The sequence below is a fragment of the Streptomyces changchenzhani genome (genome assembly GCF_039766235.1).
Lineage (GTDB): Bacteria > Actinomycetota > Actinomycetes > Streptomycetales > Streptomycetaceae > Streptomyces.
Genome location: NZ_JBDHNH010000019.1, coordinates 12,672 through 27,319, shown reverse-complemented (window position 1 = coordinate 27,319; position 14,648 = coordinate 12,672). Strand labels below are relative to the sequence as shown.

The following is a 14,648-nucleotide window of genomic DNA, read 5'->3' as shown; positions in this document are numbered from 1 at the left end:
GACGAACCGAGCCGTGCGAGTACACGCCCCCACCCGCGCCCCCGTCGGCAGGACGGTGACCTCCCGATGAGCACCTACCGGGACATCACACACCGCGGCTCCGCCCGCGCCACCGTCCTGCGCACGGTCGGGACCCGTGAGCGGCGTTCCCACCTCACCGCGCCCCGGGTGCCCACCGTCGGGATCGACATCGGCGGCACGAAGGTGATGGCTGGCGTCGTTGACGCCGACGGCGTCATCCTGGAGAAGATCCGCACCGAGACGCCGGACAAGTCCAAGAGCCCCAAGGTCGTCGAGGACACCATCGTCGAGCTGGTCCTCGACCTCTCCGACCGCCACGATGTGCACGCGGTGGGCATCGGCGCGGCCGGCTGGGTCGACGCCGACCGCTCCAAGGTGCTCTTCGCCCCGCACCTCGCCTGGCGCAACGAACCGCTGCGCGACGCGATCACGGCCCGGCTGGCCGTGCCCGTACTGGTCGACAACGACGCCAACACCGCCGCCTGGGCCGAATGGCGCTTCGGCGCCGGCCGCGGCGAGGACCACCTCGTCATGATCACGCTCGGTACCGGTATCGGCGGCGCGATCCTGGAGGACGGCCAGGTCAAGCGCGGCAAGTACGGCGTCGCCGGCGAGTTCGGCCATATGCAGGTGGTGCCCGGCGGCCATCGCTGCCCGTGCGGAAACCGCGGCTGCTGGGAGCAGTACAGCTCGGGCAACGCCCTGGTCCGCGAGGCCCGTGAGCTCGCCGCCGCGGACTCCCCGGTCGCGCACGGCCTCATCGAGCGCGTCGGCGGCAACGTCAACGAGATCACCGGACCGCTCATCACCGAGCTGGCCCGCGAGGGCGACGCCATGTGCATCGAACTCCTCCAGGACATCGGCCAGTGGCTCGGCGTCGGCATCGCCAACCTCGCCGCCGCCCTCGACCCCTCCTGCTTCGTCATCGGCGGCGGCGTCAGCGCCGCCGACGACCTGCTGATCGGCCCGGCCCGCGACGCCTTCCGCCGCCACCTCACGGGCCGCGGCTACCGCCCCGAGGCCCGGATCGCCAAGGCCCAGCTCGGCCCCGAGGCCGGCATGGTCGGCGCCGCCGACCTCGCCCGCCTCGTCGCCCGCCGGTTCCGCCGGACCAGTCGGCGCCGCGTGGAGCGCTACGAACGCTACGAGCGCTACGCGCAGGCCATCCGCACCACCACCCAGGGATCCCCGTAATGCCCCCCGCCGTGCCGCCCCCCGAGGAGGGCGGCAAACGCCCCGAGAGCCGCCGCCACGTCGTCACCCGGCGCTGGCTGACGGCGATCACCATCGTGCTGCTCATCGGGGTCCCCGCGGGCTATCTGCTGATCTCCGCCGAGCAGAGCCGTGACAGCGGCCGCGACAAGGCGAAGGCGGCATCGGCGACCGGCCTCACGGAGGGTTTCCCGTCCCGCGTGCAGCGCCGCATCTACGACATCCCGGTCCCGAACGCGGCCACCGACGTCGCGTACTACGAGACGAACAACTGGAAGACCAGCAGGCTGTACGTCCAGTTCCGCACGGTCCCCGCGGACCTGGACTGGTTCCTGAGCGACCTGGGAATCAGCCGCTCGGCCCTCAAGGCCGGTCATGTCTCGATCAGTGAGCGCGACGCCGGGATCGCGGGCTGGGACCTCAAAACGGGCGACGACTGGGCAGGCACCACGGTCGCCGAGAAGGACCCGCTGCCCACCGTCGACATCACCGTGGACGAGAGCAACCCTGCCCGGCCACTGGTCTACGCCGTCTCGGCCGCCACCCCCTGACCACGGACCGGCCTGACCCGCCGGGCGGCGGAGGAGGAGGTCATCCCCAGGCACCCGTCGGGCGCACAGACATGTTTGTTTCTCCCGATTGACCATCCCAAGCAGGCCGCCGCCGTCAGGCCTGCCATGCCTCGTGGATCGGCCGCCCGTAGGGGGAGTGTCAAACTTAAGGCTCTGTCTCACTTTCGGTGGTAACGGTGGGTGAGGTCAGCCCAGCAGGATGCGGTGGCGGAGGAGTTGGAAGCCCGCTCGCCCGTACATTTGCCGCTTGATCAGCTTGGTCTTGTTGTTCACGCCCTCGGTGCCTCCGTTATGAAACGGGAGCGTGAGAGCGGCGACGACCGCGTCGTGGTCTCGTTCGAGGCCGCGGACGAAGGCATGCAGGTGAGGCAGGTCGGCTGCGCGGGCATCGGTGGCCCAGCGGCTGAGGGCGGCGGTGTTGCCCGGCTTGGGCACCAGGATCGAGGCGAAGGTGCGGACATGGTCAGCGAGCCGGGTCATCTCCGGGCAGGCCGCGGTGAGCCGGTCCAGGAGGTTCTGCTGCTCGGCCTTGAGGCCTTCGGGCCTGCTCAGAAGCATCCGGGCGAGGCGGCGGGGCGAGATGTGGCTTCGCTCGGCGTCCGCGCGGCCTTGGTGGATGTACTTGTGCAGGAGGTTGAGGCAGCCGGTGAATCCGAGGGCTTTGATCTCTTCGAAGAGGTGCTGGACGGGGACGGCAGGGTCTTCGGCCCGGCGTTTGCGCAGGTGTTCGCGGTAGGGATCGACAAGACTGGTGCGGTACTTGGGGACACGGAGCATGCGTTCGGGCCGGTCTGCCCGGGCGTAACGCTTGACGGTATTGAGGGCCAGTTCCAGACGCCGGGCGCATTCGAGCAGACCTACACCCTTGTCGAGAAGGGCGTGGACCTGGTGCCAGCGTTCGAGGGTGGTCTGTGCGCGGGGCCCGTCGGACAGGGGTGCGTCCAGCACGGTGGCCCAGCAGCTGCTGTGTGCTTTGACCTCACTGAGGGTGACTTCGCACAGGTTGTGCCACAGGTGCCAGCGGTCGGAGACTTGAATGGCATCGGGCAGAGCGCGGCGGATAGCTTCGGCATAGGTGGCCGAGCCGTCGCGGCACACGATCTCGGCGCCCGGATGGGTCCGCAGCCAAGCCTCCAGGGTGTCGGCCGTACGGTCGGGCAGCACGTCGATCCGCTCGTGAGTTTCGGCGTCGATGATCACGGTCGCGTAGCGGTGACGCCGGCGCAGGGCGAAGTCATCGACACCGATCACACGGGGCACCCGCGATCTGGGCAGCGGAATGCGCAGGAGGGTGCGCAGAGCGGTGTGACGCGACAGGCGCATAGCCAGCGCCGTCAGCAGACGCGCACCCGCCCGGCCCGCTAACTCCTTCACCACAGACCTGACTTGCCTGGTCAGACGGGCAGTGCGGCGCTGGTATCGCTCCAGCACCCCGGGCACCTGCTCGCGGAAGGTGTGGCGGCAGCCGCGCGTGGGACACACCAGGCGCCGCACCCGCACACGCACCACCACTCGCCGCCCGTCCACCGACACATCGGCCACCGTCCGCAGGTGATAGCCGTGCACGCGGCCGGACGCCGCCCCGCAGCCCGGGCACGGCACCGAGTCGCGCGGTGTCTGCGCCCGCACCACAATCCGCTCACCTTCATCGACCACGTCCTCGATGACCAGCGGGGCCAGACCCGAAAACACCATGGCTACAAGCTCGTTGACGTCACGCATGCCATGCCAACGACCCGCCAGCACACTGAGTCACCACCGAAAGTGAGCCAGATCCGTTAGTTTTACACTCCCTGGTTACGGCGGCCCAGGAGGCCGGCCAAGCCATCGACGAGGCCGCCGCAGAGGCCGGCCAAGATGACGAGCCGACGCCCGCCCCTGCCCCTAGGGCCTGTTGCGAAAGTGCTGGTCACAGCCACTCATTGATGGCTGCGACGAGGATGGTGGCTTCGTAGCGGACGGCGAGTTTGTCGTATCTCGTGGCGACGGCCCGGTGACGTTTGAGGCGGTTGATCCCGCACTCGACTGCGTGGCGTTCGCGGTAGTCGGCCTTGTCGAACTTCGGCGGTCGGCCGCCACGGGAACCAAGCTTCCTGCGGTTGCGGATCTGGTCCTTCTTCTCCGGGATCGTGCAGCGGATCCCGCGTCTGCGCAGGTAGGCGCGATTCTTCCGGGAGCCGTACGCCTTGTCGGCGCGGACTTTGGCGGGCCGTTTGCGGGGACGCCCCAGCCCCTTGCGGGGTACCCGGATGCGCTCAAGTACCGGTTCGAACTGCGGGGAATCGCCGCGCTGCCCGGCCGTGATCACGATGGACATGGGTTTTTGCCCCTGCTCGACCGCGAGGTGAATCTTGGTGGTCAGCCCACCGCGTGAGCGCCCGAGCCCGTGGTCGTCCGGCTCGGTCTCGACACCTCCGGGCGGCTCCTTCTGGAGATCCCCCTTTTCACCGCACCGGCGGCGTGCTGATGGGCTCGGCACACCGTTGAGTCGACACTCACATCCCAGGTGATCAGGTCCTTCGCGTCGGCCTGGGCCTGCAGTTCGGTGAAGATCCGCTTCCAGGTGCCGTCCCGCTGCCAGCGCCGGAACAGATCGTAGACCCGGTCCCACGGCCCGTACCGCTCGGGCACATCCCGCCACGGCGTGCCGGCCCGGGTCCGCCACCGTATGCCGTTGATCAGCTGCCGCCTGGGCCATATCGGCGGTCGGCCGGACTTACTGCCCTTCGGCAAGAGCGGTTCCAGCCGTACCCACTGTTCGTCTGTCAGATCTCCACGCGCCACACCGTGATCGTTTCACAGTCAAGATCCACTTTCGCAACAGGCCCTAGGGGCCGACCCGGCGGCGACACGGGCAGCGATGACGAGGAGGAGCGTTGTGACTCCGAGCCGAAGTCGTCCCGGTTCCAGTACGACGAGCTGGACGGCGAGGGCCGTGCCCAAGGCGCGACGGCGCTGATCTGCCCGAGCGACCTCAAGGCCCCGCTCACGGATAGAGACACGGGCGCGGTGAACGTGTACGGATTCCCGGACCCCGCGCAGAACACCCCCAAGTCGGGGAAAGGGAATATCTTTGACCGCACGCATATCGTCGGCGACAAGGTGGGCGGCGACTGGGTCAACGAGAACCTGTTCACGGGGTTCTCCCGCATGAACAAGAGCGGCATGCGGCGCTGCGAGATCAAGATGGAAAGGCAGCTCGCAGCACAGAACTGGGTGCAATACACCGCTAAGGTCAACTACAGCCACACCGAGGGAATACCGGACAGTATTACCATGTCCGCCCGCACCGAGAATGGAGTATTGTTCGACAACGTGACGGTCAAGAACATCACGGAATGGCAGACGACATGCTGAGGATCGAGGAGCTGGAGGCAGCGCTCCCGTCGATGACGCAGTGGCGTGTGACAGTCGGGCGCAGCGTGGACTGGACCGCCCTCGAGGCGGACCTCGGGACGGCGCTGCCCTCGGACTTCCGCTCCCTGACGGAGGCGTATCTGATCCTGGTCATCGACGACTTCCTGAAGGTGTCCGTTCCCCGGCCCGGCGCCGAGGCGTCATGGGCGTCCGAGTCCAGGGAGGACGAGATCCTTCAGGATCTGTACGAGATGGGCGACACCCAGGACTACGTTCCCTACCCGCAGCCGGGAGGCCTAATCAGCTGGGCCGAGTCCTATTCGGGGGACTGCTTCTACTGGAGGACGAGCCCCGCGGACCCGGACGCATGGCCGGTGGTCGTCCGCGGCGACAACGGCGACTGGTCGGAGTTCCCGGTCGGCGCCGTGGAATTCCTGGTCGGCGTGTATCGGCGCACCATCCATGTGCCGGGCATGCCGAAGGACTTCCCGAGTGATGACCCCCAAGTGCTGGGGCTTAACGGCTGAGCCGTCCCCTTGGCACGCGACCGCCCCCTGGCATATCCAGGGGGCGGTCGTCGTTCGGGGGTGCGGCTGATTTGACCGCATCGCCCGCAGGGGCAGGGACTTTCCCAGAGACTGGGCCGCCACCGATGGAGGCCATCGAACGCACTATGGCCTGGCTTGCTGGCTGCCGCCGCTTCCATCGCCGCTACGAAGAGAAAGTAGACCACTTCCTTGCCTTCGCCGCCGCCTTCAGGCACAAGGTCGCGGACGGAGAACGTGACGCGGTCACGGCTGGGCGACATCATCCAGCCGCCGGCAGGTACCGAGGGTAAGGGGGATGCTCTCGTCGCGGCCATCGCGGATGACTCCGGTGCGATGGTCGTGACGAACGACAACTTCGTGGCGCCGCGGTGGCGAGGGTAGGGGCCACGCTAGGAGGGGAGCCTCAGCCGAGACCCTTGGCCATCCCCGCTGTGGAGCGAGAGGAGCCGGGTGCCGCGGCCGTTGCCTATAGTCAGCCGCGGCGCTGCCCCGGCGGAGCGATTGCGGTCATCCTCCTGGATGACGTGGCCGCCGCGAGCCGCTCAGCCGAGGGTCGGACGCTGTGACGCTCAAATGACGCTCCAGGCGGGCGATAGCCTGTGCAGACGCTCCTGTAAGGCGGTCTGACCTGGTATTTTTCCCGTCCGCGCTCATCGTGACGTCTTTCCGATGACGCATCACGTCGACTGCGTCGCGATCCTCGAACCGGGCGTGAAGGGCCTGAACTGCTGTTTTGCCCGTGCTTATGATGTGCGCTTTGGGCGCTACGGGGCGGTATCTTGACGCTCGCTCTGATGGAGCGTCAGCCGGGATCCTGGCATCGGAATCGGTGCGCTACGACATCGAGCCCCTCACCGACCACTACGGCCTCGGCCACGGGACCGTCTGCCGCCGCCTGAGTGGACGTTAGGTCCGTTTCTGGTAGCGGCCCCGTCCGGGTTGGGTGAGGAAGCCTTGGCGGGCGAGGCGGCCGAGGCGGCTGCGGGTGATGTTGACGGTCGCCTCGTCGGTGGGCATGCCGAGGAGTTCGTGCAGCTCACGGGCTCTGAATGCCTGGTCGGGGTGTTGGGTAAAAGCGTTCACGATGGCCTGGTTGGCGGCGTTCGTCTCGGGCGGTTCGGGCTCGGTGCGGGCCGGTGCGAGTTCGGCGATGACCTTGCGGGTGGTGGCCAGGTCCGTGAGTCGTGCTTCGGTCTCAGCCAGCCGGTGGTCAAGTGCTCGATCTGGTCACGCAGTTCACCGGCCCGGGCGGAGGTCTCGTCGTGCTGGGCCTGGAGGTCTGCCAGGAGCTCGATGACGTTCACGCGGCCAGCTTGAGGGTGTCGCGCCAGGTGGGGGCGGGTGTGGTGAGGCGGCGGCCATGTTCGCGATAGAGGCCCAGGAGACGCGTGAGGTGGAGGTGTCGGGGCGGTGGTCGTACTCGCAGGCCAGGCGGCGGTGCAGCATCAACGTGCCGTTGACCTGCTCCACGATCCACCGCTTGGGCTGCGGGACGAAGCCTGCGGCCTGGTCTTCGGGGTTGCGGCGCACAACCTCGACGTCGATGTCCAGCAGGGCGCCATGGATGAGGACCTCGTCCTTGAAGCCCCGGTCCACCAGGGCCTTCTCCAGGCGCATCCCGCACCGCTCGGCCGCCTGGTCGAGCAGGGCGGTGCCGGCCGTGTTGTCGTGAGCGGAGGCGGCCAGAACGACGACGCCGATGATCAGCCCCAGGACGTCCACGGCCAGTCCCCGCTTGCGGCCTGACACCTTCTTGTTGGCGTCCAGTCCCGTCGTGGTCTTGGGGACACCGGCGGCTGCGCGGACGGACTGGGTGTCGATGATCACGAGGGACGGGTCCTCTAACCGGCGGGCTCTCTCGCACTTGGCAGCGCAGGAGTTCCTGGATCCGCTGGTCCAGGCCGTCCTGCCGCCACAGGCCGAAGTAGTAGAACACCGCCGACCAGGTCGGCAGGTCATGGGGCAGATTGCGCCACTGGCAGCCCGTCCGGTTCTGATAGAAGATCGCGTTCACGACCTCCCGCAGATCACAGAACCCGGCATCGCCGGTCGCGGACCGCCTCACCCGCTCCAGCTTCCAGGCCGTGATCATCGGCTCGATCAACGCCCACTGCTCGTCCGATAAGTCGCTCGGATACGCCTCTCGCCCCCTGTCCCGCATCTCAGCATGTCCATGCACATTTTGCGAGCCCGCTCGACGGTCAGTACCACGAACGAGCGATCACTAACCGAGAGAGAATGGACTTAACGACCCCTTAGCGGGCTGGAATCGACCCGGCCGACGGCTGCCACTCTCGCCTGATCAACCCGTACACCCACGAGTCAGATACCTCGCCGTTCACGACGCAGTCTTCCCGCAACGTCCCTTCACGCACGAATCCGATCTTCTCCAGAACCCGGGCAGATGCCAAGTTGCGCGTATCGGCCTCGGCCTGAACCCGATTCAGGTCCAGCGTGTCGAATGCCCACTGCAGCAAGGCGTGCGCGGCCTCTGTCGCGAAGCCGTGGCCCCACATCGCATCGCCGAGGCAGTAGCCCAACGACGCGCTGCGGTAGTCCGCATCCCATTCGGTCAGACCGCACCAGCCGACGAAGGCCCCGTCAGAAGCACGGTCGATGGCCACCCGCGCCCCGGTGTCTTCATCCGCCATCTTCCGGCAAATCGCGATGAAGCGCGCAGCGCGGGCCCGTTCGTTCCACGGCGGGGAGTCCCAGTAGCGCATCACGTAGGTGCTGCTGTGCAGCGCGAAGAGGGGGTCCGCGTCGGCGTCGGTGAAGGGTCGCAGTCGCAGGCGAGCGGTGTGCAGTATGGGGGTGGCCAAAGTCATGCGCACCATCTTGCGTCCTCATGAGGCGGGCAGACACTGAATATCCGATCCCGGTCCGGTCCTCACGACCAAGGCACCGCCTACCAGCAGATCGCGCACGTCTCTTCAACCAGCACCCCGACCAGGCATTCAGGGCCCGCGAACGGCACGACTACTTGGCCTGCCCACCGACGCCCCAGACATGAACGTCACCCGCAGCCGCCGCGGACGCCTCGCCCGCCAAGGCTTCCTCACCCAACCCGGACAAGGCCACTACCAGAAACGGACTTAACGCCCTCTGAGCACTCTCCAGCGTCCCTGACTGCGCGGCGTCCCCTTCTCCTTCGTCCGCGTCGTCCGCGCGGGCAACCTGTCCAAACGCCAGTCGGTGACCGGTCCCACTTCTCCCGATTCGGCGGCACCTGCCCGCTATGGAACGCCTACGAGGCGTTCGCCGCTCCCGGACGCGTCCACGTACACATCGCCGAAATACCGGACGGGCAGGGCTTCTTGTGGACCGCCCGGGCCGTCACCCGCCACCGCGCCGGCTGGGGTGAGCCCGGCTAGACCTTCGTCATCGGCCTCGGCTGCGAGATCCGCCACGCCCGCCGGCTCGTCTACTGCGACGGCCTCGACCGCGGCCGCACCGCGGCCGCACCGCGGCCGCCACCCCCCATCGAGATGGGCTGCCGCGTCTGCGAACGCCTCGAGTGCCCACAGCGGGCGCCACCGCCGCTCGGGCACCACCTGCGCATCGACCCGAACGCCGGCACGTTGGGCCCTGCCCACTGGCGCAGACAGCGTGGAGAAGCCGCACCGGTCATGAAGCAACCTGAACCAAGATGTCGGCCTCTGCGCCGCATAGCGATCGGCCGGAGTCAGATCCGGGGTGTCCCAGGAGTCGGGACTGAGCATCCTCGGTATTTCTGCGTGGGGGTGCTGCGACGGGCGGGAGGATGGGTGGGTGCTGTCCCGGGTCTGGGGTCTGACTCATGACATGTTTGACCGAAGTGTCCTGGTCACGCAGTGTCGGCTGTTGGCTGGGGATGGTGCGTTGTCGGTGCCGGGCTGGCGGGGTGTGTCCCGATAGGGGCCTGTCGATTGTTGTGGCGTCCTCACGATTCTGACCGCCCGACGCGGCCCGGTGCCGGCAACGCGACGCGCCATCGGACCGGAAAGGGGAACGGGCATGTCCAGATCGACCATGTCGAGTACGTCGCCTGCTCCGCAGACGCGTCGTCGTCGCCCGGTGGGGGAGGTGGTTTTGGGAGTGGATACGCACCGGGATACGCATGTGGCTGCGGTGCTATCCGTGCTGGGGACCGTGCTTGCCACCGGCGAGTTCCCGGCCACCGCGGCGGGATACCGCGATCTGCTGAAGTGGGCCAGGAAGTGTGGGCCAGGAAGTTGGGTGTGGTGGGGCGTGCCGGGGTGGAGGGGACCGGCTCCTACGGGGCGTCCTTGTCGCGATATCTGCTGGGCCAGGGCATCGATGTGTTTGACGTGAATCGGATGGACCGGGCGGATCGCCGTCGGCGCGGCAAATCGGATCCGCTCGATGCCCAGAACGCGGCGCGAGCCGTGCTGAGTGGGCGGGCGCGTGCTCGGGCCAAAGCGGGCGACGGGCCGGTGCAGATCGCGAGAATGTACAAACTTACGAAGGGGGCGGCCGTCAAAGCCCGTACCCAGGCCATCAACCAGCTCAAGGCCGTCCTCGTTACTGCTGACCCCGCCTTGCGGGAAGGACTGGCCAAACTGGGCCGACGCGAGCGGTCACGAGGAGGCCAGCGAGGAGTCGGTGCTGCAGGCAACTCGGATCACGCTGGGTCTGCTGGCTCACCGGATCGGCCAGCTCTCCGAGCAGATCCGGCATGTGGACGATCGTTTGGCCCGGCTCGTGGAATGCCATGCCCCGCAACTGCTCGACGTGGTGGGGATCGGTCCGGACACGGCCGTCGCCTTGCTGATTACGGTGGGGGACAACCCGGAACGCCTGGACAGTGAGGCGTCCTTTGCTGCGCTGTGCGGGGTCAGTCCTCTTGAGCGTTCCTCGGGACGCCGGCAGTACCGTCGCCTCAACCGTGGTGGCGACCGTCAGGCAAATGCCGCGCTCCATCGCATCGTGTTCACCCGTCTGCGGGTCGATCCGCGCACTCAGGACTACTACGAGCGTCGGATCAAGGAGGGGAAGACCCGTCGCGAAATCATCCGTTGCCTCAAGCGCTATGCGGCCCGGGAGGTCTTCCACCTGGTCAGACCGTTACAGTCAGGACCCCGCTCATAGGGGCTGTCGTGACAGATGAGAGGGTCGGACGAGTGAGCGAGACACCGAAGAACACCCTCCAATACCGCTTTGACGGGCCAGAAGACGCCCCGGTCCTGATCTTGGGTCCCTCACTGGGTACCACATGGCACATGTCGTAGAAACCGTCTGCGGGCGTCCAGCTGGTCCAGGGCATTCCTATAAACTCAGTTCAGGCGCCCTGCGGTCAGTGGAGTCCGCCTAGTCGGTGACACCGACGTGACACGAGGAACCCCCGCCGGTGTGCTCGGGCGGGGTTCGTGCGTGGCGGGTTGTGAGGGTGTGCAGTGTCAGGTGTGGGCTCTGCTGTACTCCGGCTTGCGGCTTTCGAGGGCGCGGAGCAAGGATGCGGTGACGACTCGCTGGCTGCGGCCGATGCGGAGCACACGGCACGGAAACCTCTCCTGGCGAACCAGGTCGTACCCCTTTGCTCGTGAGATTCCAAACGCCTTTGATGCCGAGGCGCAATGGCTGCGCGCTCGGTCAACGGCCCGTGTGGCAGGGCTGATGCGTTCTCAGCTGGCGAGATGAGCTGATCGCCTGTGTACGTGGCGGTTCGGGTGGTTGGCCCGGTTGGGGAACGAGAAACGCGACCCCCGATGATCAAGGTCCTTGAAGCCTTTGATCATGAACAGGGGTCGCGTTCGCGTGCCATCCTCCCTGATCGGTGTCCTGCATCGCCACCGCAAGGACGCCGGCCTGCCCTGCCCACTGCCTGACGGTCCTGAACTCTCCTCGCTGGCCGACGTCTTGGACCGGCTGCCCGATCCCCGGCGTGTTCGCGGCCGCCGCTACCAGTTGGGCGCACTGCTCGGGTTGTGTCTGCTGGCGGTCCTGGGTGGCGCCACCACGCTGGCCGGCATCGCACGGTTCGCCATCGACAGTCCTTGCGAGGTCCGGGCACGGCTCGGACTGACCCGTCTCCCGCGCGCCACGACGCTTGGCCGTCTGCTGGCCCGGATCGACGGCGACGCGCTCGATGATGCCGTCGGTGCCTGGCTGGAACGCTTCTCACGCGACCCCGTCGAGAACGCCGGCCCGGAGCTGGCCGGGCTGGCGGTCGACGGCAAGGCAGTGCGGGGCAGTCGCGACGGGACCCAGTCGGCCGTTCATCTGCTCGCCGCCGTCCTGCACGAGGGCCAGGCGGCCATCGCCCAGCGACAGATCGCCGCCAAGAGTCGAGTAGCCGGGGGGAGTTTCACCCCCCCGGCTCTCGCAGAACCGTGCGTAAAGATCTCTCTTTACACGGCTCTTGCCGTTCTGATCACCAGGCTGAGGACGCTGCGGTGGTCACCTTCCAGTGCGCGAACATACGGGGGTATCGCTGGGCGATGTCCCGCATCTTCGAAAGGGCCTTGCGCAGCGCCGCGAGCCGCTTGTACTTCTTGCGGATCCATCGCACCAGGTAGGCGTTGATGCGCTGTAGGAGGGGGGTCAGGGCCGATTGGTAGAAGCGGCCGTAGTAGTTGACCCAACCCGCCACGATCGGGTTGATCCGTCGGGCGAGTTCCACGAAGGAGAGATCGGACCGTCGGTGAAGACGCCAGCTGCGCACTTCCCCGCTGATCCGTTTCAAGGCGTCCTTGCTGATTGCAGGCTCGAAGGACAGGAAACGCCTGCCCCACTTGTCCTGCGACTTGCGCGCGCGGAACGTGTACCCGAGGAAGGTGAACTCCATGTGCTCATAGGAGCCCTGGCGTTGCCCGTCCCGGCAGTAGACGATCCTGGTCTTGTCGGGGTGCAGTTGCAGCCCGACCTTCTCCATCCTGTCCGTGAGCGCGGCCAGCACTTCGCGGGCCTGACGCTCAGTGACGCAGTGCACGACGGCGTCGTCTGCATACCGTTCGAACGTGACGGTGGGATGCTCCCGGGCCAGCCACATGTCGAACGCGTAGTGCATGAACAGGTTCGCGAGCACGGGCGAGACCGCTGATCCCTGTGGGGTTCCACGGTCCCGCTGTTGCAAGGTCCCGTCGGGCAGTTGAAGCGGCGCTTGGAGCCATCGCTTCACATATAAAATCACCCAGACGGCATCGGTGTGCGCTTCCACTGCCTTGACGATGAGGTCCCATCGGACGCTGTCGAAGAACTTCTGGATGTCAAGCTCGATCACCCAGTCCTTCTTCCAGCAGCGTCGTCGGCAGGACTCCACCGCATCCAGCGCCGAGCGCCCCGGCCGGTAGCCGTAGGAATCCTCATGAAAGACGGGCTCGGCCCGGTCCATGAGGTGCCTGGCGGCTACGGTCTGGGCAACTCTGTCGGCCACCGTGGGCACGCCCAAGATCCTTGAGCCGCCGCGGGGCGACGACTTGGGGATCTCCACCGCACGTACCGGCGGCGGGAAATACGTCCCGGACGACATACGATTCCAGATCTTGTACAGATTGTTCTTCAGATCCTTGTCGAAGTCCTCAAGGGACTGCCCATCCACACCGGGCGCACCCTTGTTCGCCTTAACTCCCTTGTATGCCTCCCAGACTTCCCGCTTCGAGATCTCAAACGGCTTGCCTGTTGACTTCAACGTGTCCATATAGTTCCTCCCGGAGAGCGTCCGGTTGTCTAGATACACAACGTCACGAATAGCCCGACCCCTTCGCTCCACCTCTATTACAGAGGCTTCATCACTACTACGAGCCGGTCCGCCGGCGCGCCTCGTATCGGTACTCGATCCCTCGCGGTTTCAGCCGCTTGGGACACTCCCTCTCGCCACCCCTACCAGGGCAGACAGTGCCGAGGAGCGCCTTCTCCTGTTCCGTACGGAAGCGGCAGATCAGGCTCACGTCGTCTTCATGCCGGACACCGCCTGGCCAATAAGCGGGCACCCGCCAGGCTCATCCCGGAACCCGTTGTACGTCCCGGTTCTGATGTCGTCTAAGAATCTTTCGACACTTCAGCAACGATTCACTTGCGTTCGTCTTCCTGATCCCCACCTGACGCCTCTTACGACGCCTTTTCCTCAATCGCTCACCACGACAGTCATTAGCTAGCGCAGCATGAGGCGGTTTGAAGCCTCCCCCGCAGGGCGGCTCCGAAGGGCCAAACACCTTCATCTCCCGTACAGCACTACTTCAAGGCAGCTTTCCTACAACCAGCTCCTCTACGTATTCAGGACACACGCAACGAAATCCCCGCGTTCGCCCCGCTGCTGGAACGGCTCGACCTGCGCCGTTACATCGTCACCGCCGATGCGATGCACACCCAGACCGGCCACGCGGAGCAGATCCGAGAGCGAGGCGGCCACTACATCCTGATCGTGAAGGGCAACCAGAAGAACCTCCGGCGCCAGATGCGCCGGCTGCCCTGGCGCGACATCCCGCTCCAGCACCGCGTCCGCGAGAACGGGCACGGACGCCGCGAGATCCGCCGGCTGAAGGTCTGCACCGTGAAGCCCGGACTGTTCTTCCCTCACGCTGTCCAGGGAATCGAGGTCAAACGCCGCCGCACCAGCCGCACCACCGGCAAGACCACGATCACAACGGTCTACGCCGTCACCAGCCTCGCTCCCGAGCAGGCCGACCCGGACAGGCTCGCCGAGCTCGTCCGCGGACACTGGCAGGTCGAGGCCCTGCACCACGTCAGGGACGTGACGTTTACCGAGGACGCCTCCCGCGTCCGTACCGGCACCGCACCACGCGCCATGGCCACCTTCCGCAACCTCGCCATCGGCCTCATCCGGCAGAAGGGAGGAGCGAACATCGCCGCCGCGACCGACCACTACCGGTCACGACCCGACCACGCACTCCAACTACTCGATCTCGAAATCTGAGAACGCATCAGCCCTGGCCCGTGTGGGTGCTCACTTCATTGCCGCAATATTCTTGAAAATGTT

General features: G+C 66.7%; 10 protein-coding genes and 6 pseudogenes. 10 read left to right on the top strand and 6 right to left on the bottom strand.

The window, feature by feature from the left end; genetic code table 11:
* The first annotated feature begins 66 nt into the window (after nt 1–66).
* Complete coding sequence (locus ABCR94_RS36595) at nt 67–1,215, top strand: ROK family glucokinase (protein WP_347125576.1); 1,149 nt, start codon at nt 67–69, stop codon at nt 1,213–1,215.
* A complete protein-coding gene (locus ABCR94_RS36590) occupies nt 1,215–1,784 on the top strand; it encodes a hypothetical protein (RefSeq protein WP_347125575.1) in 570 nt (189 codons plus the stop codon). The genes ABCR94_RS36595 and ABCR94_RS36590 overlap by 1 nt, the downstream gene beginning before the upstream one ends.
* Before the next feature lie 207 nt (nt 1,785–1,991).
* Here ABCR94_RS36590 and ABCR94_RS36585 read toward each other — a convergent pair whose 3' ends face one another.
* Both ABCR94_RS36585 and ABCR94_RS36580 read right to left on the bottom strand, forming a co-directional pair.
* Nucleotides 1,992–3,527 carry an ISL3 family transposase gene (locus ABCR94_RS36585; protein WP_347119465.1) on the bottom strand — a complete coding sequence of 512 codons (1,536 nt, stop codon included), beginning with the start codon at nt 3,525–3,527 and terminating at the stop codon, nt 1,992–1,994.
* Between the two features lie 187 nt (nt 3,528–3,714).
* A protein-coding gene (locus ABCR94_RS36580; RefSeq protein ID WP_347117187.1) for an IS5 family transposase occupies nt 3,715–4,589 on the bottom strand; the annotation gives its coding sequence in 2 pieces (ribosomal slippage) (nt 3,715–4,251 and nt 4,254–4,589; 873 coding nt in all).
* A 3-nt stretch (nt 4,590–4,592) separates the two neighbouring features.
* Here ABCR94_RS36580 and ABCR94_RS36575 point away from each other — a divergent pair.
* From ABCR94_RS36575 to ABCR94_RS36565, 3 genes and pseudogenes are all read left to right on the top strand, one after another.
* Entirely contained in the window at nt 4,593–5,162 is a 570-nt protein-coding gene (locus ABCR94_RS36575) for a DNA/RNA non-specific endonuclease (protein ID WP_347125574.1), read from the top strand.
* Complete coding sequence (locus tag ABCR94_RS36570) at nt 5,144–5,689, top strand: hypothetical protein (RefSeq protein WP_347125573.1); 546 nt, start codon at nt 5,144–5,146, stop codon at nt 5,687–5,689. The genes ABCR94_RS36575 and ABCR94_RS36570 overlap by 19 nt, the downstream gene beginning before the upstream one ends.
* A 76-nt stretch (nt 5,690–5,765) precedes the next feature.
* A pseudogene (locus tag ABCR94_RS36565) lies at nt 5,766–6,000 on the top strand (hypothetical protein); the annotation flags it as partial.
* A gap of 616 nt (nt 6,001–6,616) precedes the next feature.
* Here ABCR94_RS36565 and ABCR94_RS36560 read toward each other — a convergent pair.
* The 3 genes and pseudogenes from ABCR94_RS36560 to ABCR94_RS36550 all read right to left on the bottom strand — a co-directional run bounded on the left by ABCR94_RS36560 (nt 6,617) and on the right by ABCR94_RS36550 (nt 8,538).
* Nucleotides 6,617–6,793, bottom strand: a complete 177-nt coding sequence (locus tag ABCR94_RS36560; protein ID WP_347125571.1) for a hypothetical protein — start codon at nt 6,791–6,793, stop codon at nt 6,617–6,619.
* 217 nt (nt 6,794–7,010) lie between these two features.
* Nucleotides 7,011–7,871: pseudogene (locus tag ABCR94_RS36555) on the bottom strand (IS5 family transposase).
* 94 nt (nt 7,872–7,965) lie between these two features.
* Nucleotides 7,966–8,538 carry a GNAT family N-acetyltransferase gene (locus ABCR94_RS36550; protein ID WP_347125569.1) on the bottom strand — a complete coding sequence of 191 codons (573 nt, stop codon included), beginning with the start codon at nt 8,536–8,538 and terminating at the stop codon, nt 7,966–7,968.
* A gap of 277 nt (nt 8,539–8,815) precedes the next feature.
* On the opposite strand from ABCR94_RS36550, the pseudogene ABCR94_RS36545 reads away from it, so the two are divergent.
* The 4 genes and pseudogenes from ABCR94_RS36545 to ABCR94_RS39330 form a co-directional block, all read left to right on the top strand.
* Nucleotides 8,816–9,300: pseudogene (locus tag ABCR94_RS36545) on the top strand (short-chain fatty acyl-CoA regulator family protein); the annotation flags it as partial.
* 243 nt (nt 9,301–9,543) lie between these two features.
* Nucleotides 9,544–10,179 (top strand): annotated as a pseudogene (locus tag ABCR94_RS36540) (hypothetical protein); the annotation flags it as partial.
* A gap of 136 nt (nt 10,180–10,315) precedes the next feature.
* Nucleotides 10,316–10,801, top strand: a complete 486-nt coding sequence (locus ABCR94_RS36535; RefSeq protein ID WP_347125568.1) for a transposase — start codon at nt 10,316–10,318, stop codon at nt 10,799–10,801.
* A gap of 645 nt (nt 10,802–11,446) precedes the next feature.
* Nucleotides 11,447–11,809: pseudogene (locus tag ABCR94_RS39330) on the top strand (transposase family protein); the annotation flags it as partial.
* Nucleotides 11,810–12,083: 274 nt separating this feature from the next.
* On the opposite strand, the gene ltrA reads toward ABCR94_RS39330, so the two are convergent.
* On the bottom strand, nt 12,084–13,349 hold the full coding sequence (gene ltrA, locus ABCR94_RS36525) for a group II intron reverse transcriptase/maturase (RefSeq protein ID WP_347117696.1): 1,266 nt from the start codon (nt 13,347–13,349) through the stop codon (nt 12,084–12,086).
* A gap of 519 nt (nt 13,350–13,868) precedes the next feature.
* On the opposite strand from ltrA, the pseudogene ABCR94_RS36520 reads away from it, so the two are divergent.
* Nucleotides 13,869–14,585 (top strand): annotated as a pseudogene (locus tag ABCR94_RS36520) (ISAs1 family transposase); the annotation flags it as partial.
* Nucleotides 14,586–14,648 lie beyond the last annotated feature (63 nt).